This is a genomic window from Ensifer sp. VA4 (assembly GCF_055710065.1).
Map to the genome: position 1 here is coordinate 150,435 of NZ_JBVQPO010000010.1, position 12,334 is coordinate 162,768.

Below are 12,334 nucleotides of genomic sequence, written 5' to 3' on the forward strand. Positions count from 1 at the left end.
ATTCAGGCCGCCTTATCGCGGCCAATCGCCTGGATCTTGTCCCAGATGTCTCCGGGGCGGGGAACGTCGAGGTCGAACACTATTTCGAACATGTCCGCGAGATGGTCCGCGCTTGTAATGCGCCGCTCGCTAACGCCGTTGGGCGTGACCGTGCGCAAGCGGTCGTTCTGCAGGGCGACATAGCCGTCGGCGGTATGACGCAGGACCGCCAACGCATTCGTGAACGGTGACCCGGGATCGCCCATCAACCAGCCCTGCGTGGCGGCCATGGCGGCCTCGTCGCTGTGGTCGGCCCGGAAATCGAAGCTGCGCGCGATGCCATGCGCGTGATTGTTGAAGCGCAACCAGCCGTCCTCCGTCGGCATGATCGAAAAATCGAAACCGCGCTGGCTGATCGGTCCGACGGCAAGCGGCACGGGTTCGATGATGGCATCGGCCACGCCGACCTCGGCGAGATAGGCGCGGTCGAGATCGACACGCAGGGTCAGGTGATTGCCGATGGCGATGTCGCCCAGTTTTTCACGATCAACGCCACCGCAAAGGCGGGTCACCCGGAAACCGAGCGCATCGAGCGCTGCGCCGAAGAGACCGTTCATCTCGTAGCACCAGCCGCCGCGCCTGCCCTTCACCATCTTGGCGAAGGCGGATGCCGGGATGACCGAGGACGGCCATCCCATGAAGGCATCCAGCGCCTCCCAGCTGAAGGTCAGCAGGTGAGCGCGGTGCAGTTTCGACAGGCTGTGCAGGTCGAGAGAAGATGGCCGCTCGACGCCGATCCTTGCGAGATAGGCGTCCAGCTGGGCGGCTGTCAGGGTCATTGCGTTTTCGTTTGAAGGCATGCGTGTCATCCTTCGGTCTCCTTTCGATGGACCGTTGTTGCGGTTCTCGGTGCTGTGGTTCAGGGCGGGCAGTCGCTGGATCAGGCGACCTTGCGATCCTTGCCGGGGCGATCTTCGTCGGGCAGGAAGGTCAGGCCGAAATCCATTGCGACGGCGGCGATCTGCTCGGGCGTTTCAGGCTTGCAGAGCTCGATGATCGGAAAGAAGCTCTCGAACCCGCCCGGTGTTACGACGACCATCAGATGGCCTTCCGTCTCTCCAATGTTCCGGAAGCGATGCGGCACGCCGCGCGGCAGCGCGATGCAGCCCCCCTCTGCCAGTTCGACGTAGTCGCCGGCACACCAGAAGCCGAAGCAGCCGGACAGCACGCGGAAGAACTCGTCCTCGCGCTCATGCACATGAAGCGGCGGTCCCTCTCCGGGCGGCACGATGGCCTCAAGCATGCCCAGCGCGCCGCCTGTATTGGCCGCCATCATGCGTATGATGTGTTTGCCGAACGCCATTGCCGGCGTTCCATGGCCGGGCGGTGATGCCGCCGCATAGGTGAATGTCTTCATGTCGGGTCTCCATCTGCTTGAGGACACCCATCGATTACTTTGTGCCGCGTCTCATGATAAGATCGATGAATTGACATCATTGAGTGGATAATCGCTCTCATGAAAACGCTCGATCCGCTTGACGGGATTGCCGCCTTTCTGTCGGTTTCCACGCATCTCAGTTTCTCCAAGGCGGCGGACGAGCTCGGCATGTCGCGCGCGACGGTGGGGGCGCAGGTGAGGCAGCTTGAGGATCGCCTCGGCATCCGCCTCTTCCAGAGATCGACGCGCAAGGTCGCCCTGACCGAGGCGGGCGCTGCCTACCGGGAAGCGCTCTCGGGAATCCTGCCGCAGATAAGGGAGGCCGAACGGGCGGCAACCTCGTTCCAGAAGGAAGCCGTCGGGCGATTGCGGGTGTCCGCGCCGCCCGATCTCGGGCATCTGGTGATCGTCCCGGCGGTTTCGGAGTTCCTCAAGCTGAACCCGGCTGTGTCCATCGAACTCGACCTGTCGCATCGGGCCGTAAACCTGATCGAGGATGGCTTCGACCTTGCAATTCGAGGGCGCCTTTCGGTCGATATCAATCTCATCACCCGGCAACTGGCGACATCGTCAATCATGATTTGCGCTTCGCCCGCTTACATTGCCGAACATGGTGCACCGGAGACGCCGCATGACCTCGCACACCACTCCTGTCTCCACTTTGCCGAACTAAGATGGGGTCGGATCTGGCCGTTCAGCAGGAACGGTGAGGAGTATCGCATTCCGATCGTGCCCCGGCTGGAACTCAATCACAGCCTTGGCCTGCGCGACGCCGCCTTGCTGGGAGTCGGTATCGTTCTCCTGCCCGATTTTATCGTCGGCGAAGACCTCAGACAGGGCCGGTTGATACGTCTCCTTCCCGACTGGGATATCAGCACGATACAACTGCAAGCGGTCTATCCGGCTAATCGCCATATCGCGGTGAAGGTCCGACGCTTCGTCTCGTTCCTGGCGGGAGTGCTGCGGCCGTAGCGATGAGATATGTCAGCGAAGCGTGTGATAATCGCGTTCGTCGGTGTGCGTTTGACTGATAACTCAATGATTTCAAGGGGAAATTGGCGCACCCGACAGGATTCGAACCTGTGACCTTTGGAATCGGAATCCAACACTCTATCCAGCTGAGCTACGGGTGCATCCGTTGGCGGCAGGGCCGCCGAAGCAGGCTGTGAAGCGGTTCATAGCTTAGCTTTGGCGCCGCATCAATGGTGAAAAGGCGGAGTTCGCAGGGGAATTTGCCGTTGTTGCTGAAAATGCAACTGCTTGCCCTGCCTCTGCCGGTCGGCAAAGGTGCTCGGCGGCGGACCGGTGAGGCGCGCCGCCGAGGATTGCTTCAGGCGACCTGCATCGCGCCGGGGCCGGGGATGGCCTTCGGCGGCACCTTGCCCATGATGATCATGCCGAGCACCTCGTCCTTGGTCACGTCCTCGGTGCGGGCCTCGCCGACGACCTGGCCGTTTTTCATCACCGACACGCGGTCGGCGAGGTCGAAGACGTCGTGGATGTCGTGGCTGATCAGGAAGATGCCGATGCCTTCGCGCTTCAACTGCTTGATGAGGTCGCCGACCTGGGCGGTTTCCTGCGGCCCGAGGGCCGCCGTCGGCTCGTCCATGATCAGGATGCGGGCGTCGAAGAGGATTGCGCGCGCGATCGCCACCGATTGCCGCTGGCCGCCGGAAAGCGCCTTCACCGGTTCCTTGAAGCGCTGGAAGTTGGGATTGAGACGTCCCATGACCTCGCGGGCCTTGGCCTCCATCGCAACGTCGTCGAGCGTACCCCAGGGGGTCCTGAGCTCACGGCCGAGATAGAGATTGGCGGCGGCGTCGACATTGTCGGCGACGGCGAGCGTCTGGTAGATCGTCTCGATGCCGTATTTCTTGGCGTCGCGCGGGTTGTTGATGTCGGCGGGCTCGCCATTGATCAGGATCTCGCCGGCATCGCGCTTGTAGGCGCCGGAAAGGATCTTGATCAGGGTCGACTTGCCGGCGCCGTTGTGGCCGAGCAGGGCCACGACCTCACCGGGGTAGAGGTCGACGGAGGCGTTGTCCACCGCGTGGATGCCGCCGAAGGAGATGGAAATGTTCTTCATTTCCACGAGCGGAGTGCGTTGGTCTTTCATGGTCGACCTCCTTCTTACTTGGCGCGGGCGCGGTAGATGGTGTCGAGCCAGACGGCAACGACCAGAACCACACCGACGACGATGCGCTGGAATGGCGAGTCGATCCCCAAGAGCACCATGCCCGACTGTAGTGATTGCATGACGAGCGCGCCGATCATGGCGCCGGCGATCGTGCCGACACCGCCGGCGAGCGAGGTGCCGCCGATGACCGCGGCGGCGATCGTGTAGAGTTCGTCGAGTTCGCCCTGCGCGTTGGTTGCCGCGTTGAGGCGGGCGGTCGAGATCGCCGCGGCGATGGCGCAGAGAATGCCCATCAGCGTGAAGATCTTGACGGTGACCCAGCGGGTCTTGATGCCGGCGAGTTCCGCAGCCTCAGGGTTGCCGCCGAGCGCGAAGACATAGCGGCCGAAGCGGAGCCGTGTGGCGATAAAGGTCATGACGATGCCGACGGCGACGGCGACGAGCACGGGGATGGCGATACCGTGCGAGATCTGCAGGCCGCCTTCGGGCCAGGCGATGCCGTTGGCGTCGGCATATTTGCGGGCGATGTTGGTCGGCCAGTAGTAGCTGTTGGCGACAGCGATCGCGCCGAGCACCAGGATACAGCCGAGGATCGCCAGGAAATACTCCGCCCAGACCGGACGCAGCGGGAAACGGAAGCGCTTGCGCTGCTTGCGCGAATTGAGGATGGCGGCGACGATGGCGATGCAGGCGAGGATGCCGACGATCCAGCTTGCCGTGGCGCCGATCGAGCCCTCGGTGCCGCCGCCCATCAGGCGGAAGGTGGTGTTCATCGGCGCGACCGTCTGGCCGCTGGTCACGAACCAGGTGGCGCCGCGCCAGACGAGCAGGCCGCCGAGCGTGACGATGAAGGCCGGCACGTTGAGGAAGGCGACGATCGAGCCCTGGAGCGCGCCGATGGCGGCGCCGACGGCGATGCCGCTCAAAAGCGTGATGATCCAGATGGCCGGATGCTCGAGGCCGAGATATTGCGGCAGGAACTTCACCTGCATGACGCCCATAACCATGCCGCAGAAGCCGAGCACGGAGCCGACGGAGAGGTCGATGTTGCGGGTGACGATGATCAGCACCATGCCGGTCGCCATCACGGCGACGGAGGAGGTCTGGACCGTCAGGTTCCACAGGTTGCGCGGCGTCAGGAACAGGCCGCCGGTCATAATCTGGAAGCCGACCCAGATGATGACGAGCGCGCCGACCATGCCGAGCAGTCGGGTGTCGATTTCGGTGGCGCGGAAGAAGCGCTTCACCGGGTTTTCGTCCGCTGTGCGGGCGCGATTCGCTTGTGCGCCCTGCGTGTTGCCTTGTGTGATGTCGGCCATGGACGTGCCTTCCCCCACTTTTTGTGTTGATGTCGCCGCGTCAGATGGCACCAGGAGCCGGGATCGACGCGACAAGTCCGGTGCGACGGCAGAGATCGAGCGTTTCGTTGCGTTGCGCCGGTCGCGCGGGCGGCATTGTCCGCTCGGTGCGTACCTTGCGCAAGCGCCGCAACGGGTTGCGTTGCGGCGCTTGTCTGACGTCAGCGCTCAGTTCTGCTGATGCGGTTTACTTGCAAGCCGCGACGTCGCCCTTGACGCCCTGGCAGGCTTCCGCCTTGGAGATCCAGCCCGCGTCGATGACGACGTTCAGGTTGTCCTTGGTGATCGGCAGCGGTGCGAGGAAGACCGACTGCATGGCCACGCCCTTCGGTCCGCCGTTGAAGGTGGTGACGCCGGCGATTTCTTCCATCTTCTTGCCGCCGGCAAGATCGACGGCGACTTCTGCAGCGCGCTTGCCGAGTTCGCGGGAGTCCTTCCAGACCGAGACGGTCTGCGTGCCCAAGGCAACACGGTTCAGTGCCGCCTTGTCGGCATCCTGACCGGAGACCGGGACCGAGCCGGCGAGGCCCTGTGCATCGAGAGCCGCGATCGAGCCGCCCGCCGTACCGTCGTTGGAAGCGACGACTGCGTCGACCTTGTTGTCGTTGGCGGTCAGGAACTGCTCCATGTTCTTCTGGGCGTTCTCCGGCTTCCAGCCGTCCGTATAGGCTTCGCCGACATTCTTGATCTTGCCGGCGTCGACGGCTTCCTTCAGCACTTCCATTTGTCCGGAGAAGAGGAAGTCGGCGTTCGGATCGGCCGAGGAACCCTTGATGAAGACGTAGTTGCCTTCCGGCTTCACCTTGAACACTTCGCGGGCCTGCATGCGGCCGACTTCCTTGTTGTCGAAGGTGATGTAGAAGGCGGCCGGATTTTCGATCAGGCGGTCGTAGCCGACGACCGGAATGCCTTCGGCGGCGGCCTTTTCGATGGCCGGGCCGATGGCGTCGCTGTCCTGGGCCAGCACGATCAGTGCATTGGCGCCCTGGGCAATCAGCGACTCGATGTCGGTCAGCTGCTTGGCTGCGGACGACTGCGCGTCGGCGGAGATGTACTTGTCACCGGACGCTTCCAGGGCGGCCTTGATGGCGGCTTCGTCGGTTTTCCAGCGCTCTTCCTGGAAGTTGGACCAGGAAACGCCGACGACCAGGTCCTTCGCCTGGGCAACGGAATGCAGGGAAACGATGACGGCAACCCCTGCCATCAGCTTCAAAACGGATTTCATTTCATCCTCCCGAGTGAGGGCCGGCCGAGCGTGCGAACCTCCCGCACCATCCCCCGCCAGCCTTGAATGCTGTCGGAGATCGCGCCGCCACATCGTGCGGAATTATTTTCTCGACAGTCGAGAAAATGAATGTCATGGATTTTGGAGGCTGTCAACACGGCGTGAATGCGGTGGTTGCGGCATCAACAAAGTGCTTCGCGAGCGGTCTCGTGCGTTGTTTCCCGACCGTCGGGAAAATCGGTGCCACAAGGCTGTCGACAAGGCTGTCGGCGCCTTGTCTTGCCGTTCAACAGATGCTTTGGGAGGGGCATGTGTTCGAAGGATCTGCCACTGACAGGGACGTCTCATGCTGACAAAGTCCAGCACTGAGCTCGTGCGTCAGCAGAACAGCGCGCTGGTCCTTGCGGCGCTCAGGCGTGCCGGCAATCTCTCCCATACGGAAATTTCTGCCGAGACGGGGCTTGCCTCGGCGACCGTTTCCGTGATCACCGCGGAACTGGAGAAGGCCGGGGTGCTCGCCAAGGCGGAGCAACAGGTTCAGGGCGGGCGAGGGCGGCCCCGTGTCCTCTTCACGCCGCGGCGCGACTACGGCCACCTCGTGGTCGTCAGGATCTCCTCCGACATCGTGCAATATTCGCTGATCGATTACGGCGGCACGCTTCTCGACCGGTTCGACGAAACGCGAAACCACGGCGAGCGCGGCACGGTTCCTTTCGCCCGCGCATTCGTGGATGCGCTCGAACGCCTGCTGCAGCGTTCGAGGCTGGAGCGGGATCGGGTGCTCGCCGTTTCGATCAGCAGCAAGGGGCTGGTCGACAGCGCGGCGGCGCGGCTTTTGTGGTCGCCGGTCTTCGGCCGGGAAGAGCTGGATTTCGCCGCGTTGCTTGCGCCGCAGTGGCGCGCGAAAGTCATGCTCAGCAACGAGACGCTGCTGGTCGCCCAGGCGCTCGCCGCCCAGGCCGAGCGCAAGCCGGAGGGCGGGTTCAGGGCGCTTGCGGCGATCTCGCTCGGCCACAGCATCGGCCTCGGCGTCGCCCGCAAGAGCCAGAGCGGGGACATGGATGTCAGCGCGCCCAACTTCGGCCATATGCTGCATGCGCCGTCGGCCGGCCTGTGCCGTTGCGGTGCCTATGGCTGCATCGAGGCGGCGGCTGGTTTCTATGGGATTCTGCGTGCCGCGTTCGAGGTGCCGGCGGATACCATCCCCGCCAAATTCGTTCCCGTCGCCGAGCTCGACAAGATTGCCGCCAGTGCGCGGCAGGGGCACCGCATGGCCGGTTATGCATTCCGCCAGGCGGGCATCGCGCTCGGCAACGGCATCTCGCGCATGCTGAGCCTTTATGAACGCATGCCCGTCCACGTCACCGGCCCCGGCATCCGCTACTTCGATCTCATGCTGCCGGGTATCGAGGAGGGACTCGCCCAATCGATGCAGGTTCGTCTCCAGGGCGCTCCCGAAATATCGGTCGTGCCCGACGAGCAACGCCTCGTCTTCGAGGGGCATCTGGAGCGGGCGCTGGGCGCGATCGATGCCGATATCGCCACCACCGGCCTTTCGTGATGACCGGCTGAAGCGCATCGCCCGGCGTGACCATTTTTGGGCTTGTGCCGAAGGCGAACGCCTTTTGGTAATACAATTTACAGTTATTTAGCGACTCCTTGTCAATGTGGCCGTGACGCGGGAGACGTCTATGTTTTCAGTGATTGCATGCATACGCGACGATCATGACTGGCGGCTCATCGTGGCCGCCGCGATCGTCTGCCTGGCAGGCAGCGTCGCAACGATGTTGCTACTGCTGCGTGCCGAGCGAAGCGAAGGCGGCCAGCGCAGCCTCTGGGTTGCCGCCAGCGGCCTTGCCTGCGGTTTCGGCGTCTGGTCGACGCACTTCATCGCGATGCTGGCCTATGACGGTGGCGTGCCGGTTGCTTACGGTCTCTGGGGCACCGCCCTGTCGATGGTCGTAGCCATAGCCGCGTCGTGGATCGCTTTCACAATCTGCCTCAGTGGTGGTTCGCGTCTCTCGATGTGCTGCGGCGGTTTCGTGCTTGGTGCGGGCGTTGCGGCGATGCATTTCACCGGCATGCAGGCGATCGAGATCCACGGGCACATAGCCTATGATCTGCGAGCGACTGGTTCGGCGGTCGTCGCCGGAATGCTGCTGGCGGGTGCTGCGCTCTACGCTTTTCATGTCCTGCGCAGCATGCGGCGGTTGGTCGTCTCCTCACTGCTGCTGGTGCTTGCGATCTGTGCCTTGCACTTCATGTCGATGAGTGGCGTGACGCTGGTGCCAGAGGCCAGTGTCGCCGTCGCCGATACCATTCATCCCGCCTGGCTCGCCGGTGGCGTCATCGCCGCCTCGACCACATTGATCGTGCTCGCCTTCGGTGCGCTCTTCGTCGATCGGCACCTGACCGATCTCCGAGGGCTCGCCAACGCCTCGCTCGAAGGCATGGCGATCGTTTTCGATGGCGTCATCGTTGAAGCCAATGAGCGGTTTTCCGACCTCACCGGTCGACCGCTTGCGGACCTGTCCGGGCGTCGCCCGTCCGAGATCTTCGTCTTCGGCGAGGAGGGGCTGGAGGGACACAAGCGCGGGGACGGTCCCGGCGAGATCGACCTTCTGAATGCCGACGGGCGCACCATCCCCGTGGAGTTCATGTGTCGGACGATCGAGTATCGTGGACGCGAATGCGAAGTGATCTTCGTGCGCGACTTGAGGGCAAGGAAGGAAGCCGAGCGCACCATCGAGCATCTGGCCCATCACGATGCGCTCACCGACTTGCCGAACCGCGCCTTCTTCGACCGCAGGCTGGCCCAGACGCTGGCGGCGGCTTCTGCGCGAGGCGAGGAACTCGCGATCCTCTGCCTCGACCTCGACCGCTTCAAGGCGGTCAACGATATCTTCGGCCACGGCGAAGGTGACCGTATCCTGCGCAAGGTTGCCGACATCCTGCGGGCGGCTGCCGGAGAGCAGGACACGATCGCCCGTCTCGGCGGTGACGAATTCGCAATCATTCAGGTGGGCGGCAGGCAGCCGCAGGCGGCGCGCCTGGTGACGGACCGTATCCTGGCGCTGTTTGCCGCGGAAATGGATACCAATCGCGACCCGACCGCCGTCGGTGTCAGCATCGGCGCCGCGCTCTACCCGACCGACGGGCAGACCGCAGATCAGTTGCGCAACAACGCCGACACGGCGCTCTACCGCGCCAAGCAGAGTGGCAAGGGTATCGCCTGTTTCTTCGACCGGGAAATGGATGAAGCGGTTCGCACCCGCCGGCAGATCGAAAACGACCTGCGCCATGCGGTGCTTCGACGCCAGTTCTTTCTCGAGTACCAGCCGATGGTCGAGGTTCAGAGCGACAGGATCATCGGCTACGAGGCACTTCTGCGCTGGAGCCATCCGCAGCGTGGGCTGATCGGACCCGACGTGTTCATCCCGATCGCAGAGGAAAGCGGCTCGATCATCCAGATCGGCGAGTGGGTGCTGGAGCAGGCTTGCACGGAAGCGGCAAAATGGAGTGAACCGCTGCCGATTTCCGTCAACATTTCGCCGGTCCAGTTCCTGCTGCCCAATCTCTTCGACCAGGTCGCCAGCATCTTGCGCCGGACCGGCCTCGATCCCTGGCGGCTGGAACTCGAAATCACCGAGGCGGCGCTGATGCACAATCGCGAGGACGTGCTGGCGGTACTGGTTCGCCTGCGTATCCTCGGCGTCAGGATCGTCATGGACGATTTCGGCACCGGACATTCGTCGTTGAGCAACCTGCAGACCTTCCCCTTCGACAAGCTGAAGATCGATTGCAGCTTCACTGCCGCCCTCGAAAAGGATCCTTCGGCGCAGGCGATCGTCCGGGCGATCATCGCGCTCGGCCACAGCCTCAAGCTGGCAGTCGTGACCGAAGGCGTCGAGACCGAACGACAACGGCAGATCCTGGCGGAGGAAGGCTGCCTGCAGATACAAGGATTTCTTTCCGGGCGGCCGGGTGCTGCGCCCAGCACCGGCCGGGAAGCGCCACGATGGGCGAAGGTGCCGGCTTGCGCCGAAGGCTGAGACGCCTGGAGCGCCGACTTGCCGCGTGCGGGTGCAAAAAAAGGCCGGGCACGCGGCGCCCGGCCTTTTTGCTTGCTTGGGAGGCGAAGTTCTAAGCCACGCTGATCTGGCGCTTTTCGACAACCGACTTTACGGCTGCGTCGGCGAGCGCCAGTGCGGCAAGGCCGTCCTTGCCGGAAGGCGTGATTTCCGCGCCCTTTTCGATCGCGGCGATGAAGCTCTCGATCTCGTTGGCATAGGCTTCGGTATAGCGGGTCATGAAGAAGTCGTGCAGCGGCGGGCGGGTGTAGCCATCGCCGTTGGCGATCTCGATCGACACCGGCCGCTGGTTCTCAGCCGAAACGGCGCCCTTCGAGCCGTGCACTTCGATGCGCTGGTCGTAGCCATAGGTGGCGCGACGGGAGTTGGAGATGATGGCCTGCTTGCCGGATGCCGTCTGCAGGATCACCGAGACGCTGTCATAGTCGCCGGCTTCGCCGATCGCCGTGTCGACGAGAACGGCGGCGGTTGCTGTCACCGAGACCGGCTCCTCACCGAGCAGGAAGCGGGCCATGTCGAAGTCGTGGATGGTCATGTCGCGGAAGATGCCGCCCGAACGCTTGATGTAGTCGACCGGCGGGGCGCCGGGATCGCGCGAGGTGATCGTCACCATCTCGACGTCGCCGATCTTGCCGGCGTCGATCGCCTGCTTGACGGCCATGAAATGCGGGTCGAAGCGGCGGTTGAAGCCGACCATCAGCTTGGCCTTGGTTTCGTTGACCACCTTGAGGCAGGCCCTGACGCGCTCGACGTCGAGATCGACGGGCTTTTCGCAGAAGATGGCCTTGCCGGCGCGGGCGAAACGCTCGATCAGGTCGGCATGGGTGTCGGTCGGGGTGCAGATGACGACGGCGTCGATGTCCTTGGCGGCTTCGATCGCCTCGATGGTGCGCACGTCGCAGCCATACTGCTTGGCGATGGCTTCGGCAGCGGCGGGGAAGGCATCGGCAACGGCAACAAGCACGGCGTCCGGATTGCCGCTGACGGCTTTCGCGTGAACCTTGCCGATGCGTCCGGCGCCCAGAAGACCAAATCTGACTGTCATCTCTGTTTCTCTCGAAGTCCGGTTCGCGACCGGGAAGGGGCGTGATGATCGGCGCTCATCGCGCAAAGGCGCCGCGGAATGCTGTTTCCGCGAATGGGTCGAAAAGTAGCCACGAAAGATCGCGCGTTGGAACGCTGCGCCGGCGCCTCTCCCTTGGTACCTCCGCTGTCCGTTCGGCCACCCAACCCCGCATAATCGGAATGAAACGGCCGATACGCACATTTTCGGAATTTTTATTCCATTTTGTGCTTTCCCGTCAAGGGGCGTTCGCGGTCCCGGGCTTGCCGTTGTGGACGAACTTCTCGTAAATGGAGCACTCGAGATGAGGCTGCCAGAGGATAGAATGCTCAAGTTCATCGACCCGGACCACCCCTTTTACCGCCCGCTGTGGATCCGTCTACTGATCGTTCTCTTCTGCGCCGTGTGGACGGTGGTCGAGTTCCTTGGCAAGCAGACACTTTGGGGCATGATCTTCCTGGCGATCACCGCCTACGCCTCGGCGGCGCTGCTGATCTTCTACAGGCCGAGCGAGAAGGGCGAGGCAAAGGCCGGGGACGAGGAGCAGGACAAGGGCGACGAGGGTGGCCCCACCGGCTGAGAATCAGGGGCCCGGACTGGTCGCACGCACCTGCCGAGAGGCTTCGTCGATCAGCATGTTGGCGAGTTTCATCCGCACGGTCGCATTGGTGCGGAAGGCAGCCGGTATCCGGTCCGGGTGGTTCAGGGCAGCGAATGCCCGCCGCTTCGCAGCAAGCGTCACGTGCGTTTCGTCGTCTGCGAGCGCCAGTTCCTCGGCGACCTCCGCAAGGCTCGTGCGGCTGAGAAAGTCGGGCATGACGGGCGGGGGCGGCGGTTCCACGAAAGATGCGTCGAGATAGGCGCGCTCGACCGCGCCGAAGGAAGCCAGGCCAATGCTTTCGGCGGCAAAGCTGCTGTCGAACGCCGGGGCATAGGGCGTGGCGACACGCGTCGCTTCGGCCGGTGCAGGTTCGCTATCCTCTTCCTCTTTCAGCCGCTCGAGCACTGACTGAAAGACTGACATTCCAAACATGACGCCTCCA

General features: G+C 63.4%; 11 protein-coding genes and 1 tRNA gene. 4 read left to right on the top strand and 8 right to left on the bottom strand.

Annotated features, from left to right (window positions below; all coding sequences use genetic code 11):
- Nucleotides 1-2 precede the first annotated feature (2 nt).
- The gene (locus AC0C6X_RS18830) at nucleotides 3-848 is read right to left on the bottom strand and encodes an arylamine N-acetyltransferase family protein (protein ID WP_472954579.1); all 846 of its coding nucleotides are present in this window, start codon (nucleotides 846-848) and stop codon (nucleotides 3-5) included.
- Between the two features lie 71 nt (nucleotides 849-919).
- Complete coding sequence (locus tag AC0C6X_RS18835) at nucleotides 920-1,396, bottom strand: cupin domain-containing protein (RefSeq protein ID WP_173517519.1); 477 nt, start codon at nucleotides 1,394-1,396, stop codon at nucleotides 920-922.
- Between the two features lie 99 nt (nucleotides 1,397-1,495).
- On the opposite strand from AC0C6X_RS18835, the gene AC0C6X_RS18840 reads away from it, so the two are divergent.
- The gene (locus AC0C6X_RS18840) at nucleotides 1,496-2,389 is read left to right on the top strand and encodes a LysR family transcriptional regulator (protein ID WP_472954581.1); all 894 of its coding nucleotides are present in this window, start codon (nucleotides 1,496-1,498) and stop codon (nucleotides 2,387-2,389) included.
- A gap of 84 nt (nucleotides 2,390-2,473) precedes the next feature.
- Here AC0C6X_RS18840 and AC0C6X_RS18845 read toward each other — a convergent pair.
- The 4 genes from AC0C6X_RS18845 to xylF form a co-directional block, all read right to left on the bottom strand.
- Nucleotides 2,474-2,550 (bottom strand) — tRNA-Arg (locus AC0C6X_RS18845).
- Nucleotides 2,551-2,747: 197 nt separating this feature from the next.
- The gene (locus AC0C6X_RS18850) at nucleotides 2,748-3,533 is read right to left on the bottom strand and encodes an ATP-binding cassette domain-containing protein (protein WP_173517504.1); all 786 of its coding nucleotides are present in this window, start codon (nucleotides 3,531-3,533) and stop codon (nucleotides 2,748-2,750) included.
- A gap of 14 nt (nucleotides 3,534-3,547) precedes the next feature.
- Nucleotides 3,548-4,873 carry a sugar ABC transporter permease gene (locus AC0C6X_RS18855; RefSeq protein WP_472954584.1) on the bottom strand — a complete coding sequence of 442 codons (1,326 nt, stop codon included), beginning with the start codon at nucleotides 4,871-4,873 and terminating at the stop codon, nucleotides 3,548-3,550.
- Between the two features lie 226 nt (nucleotides 4,874-5,099).
- A complete protein-coding gene (gene xylF, locus AC0C6X_RS18860; protein WP_173517502.1) occupies nucleotides 5,100-6,137 on the bottom strand; it encodes a D-xylose ABC transporter substrate-binding protein in 1,038 nt (345 codons plus the stop codon).
- A 346-nt stretch (nucleotides 6,138-6,483) separates the two neighbouring features.
- Here xylF and AC0C6X_RS18865 point away from each other — a divergent pair, with 346 nt between their 5' ends.
- Both AC0C6X_RS18865 and AC0C6X_RS18870 read left to right on the top strand, forming a co-directional pair.
- Nucleotides 6,484-7,698 (top strand): ROK family transcriptional regulator, encoded by a 1,215-nt coding sequence (locus AC0C6X_RS18865; RefSeq protein WP_173517501.1) that lies wholly within the window; start codon nucleotides 6,484-6,486, stop codon nucleotides 7,696-7,698.
- 130 nt (nucleotides 7,699-7,828) lie between these two features.
- On the top strand, nucleotides 7,829-10,189 hold the full coding sequence (locus tag AC0C6X_RS18870; protein WP_472954586.1) for a bifunctional diguanylate cyclase/phosphodiesterase: 2,361 nt from the start codon (nucleotides 7,829-7,831) through the stop codon (nucleotides 10,187-10,189).
- Between the two features lie 91 nt (nucleotides 10,190-10,280).
- Here the strand turns inward: AC0C6X_RS18870 and iolG are convergent, their stop codons facing one another.
- Complete coding sequence (iolG, locus tag AC0C6X_RS18875) at nucleotides 10,281-11,273, bottom strand: inositol 2-dehydrogenase (RefSeq protein ID WP_173517499.1); 993 nt, start codon at nucleotides 11,271-11,273, stop codon at nucleotides 10,281-10,283.
- A gap of 343 nt (nucleotides 11,274-11,616) precedes the next feature.
- Between iolG and AC0C6X_RS18880 the strand changes: the two genes are divergently transcribed.
- Complete coding sequence (locus AC0C6X_RS18880) at nucleotides 11,617-11,871, top strand: hypothetical protein (protein WP_247958576.1); 255 nt, start codon at nucleotides 11,617-11,619, stop codon at nucleotides 11,869-11,871.
- Between the two features lie 3 nt (nucleotides 11,872-11,874).
- On the opposite strand, the gene AC0C6X_RS18885 is transcribed toward AC0C6X_RS18880, so the two are convergent.
- Nucleotides 11,875-12,324 carry a hypothetical protein gene (locus tag AC0C6X_RS18885; protein WP_247958575.1) on the bottom strand — a complete coding sequence of 150 codons (450 nt, stop codon included), beginning with the start codon at nucleotides 12,322-12,324 and terminating at the stop codon, nucleotides 11,875-11,877.
- Nucleotides 12,325-12,334 lie beyond the last annotated feature (10 nt).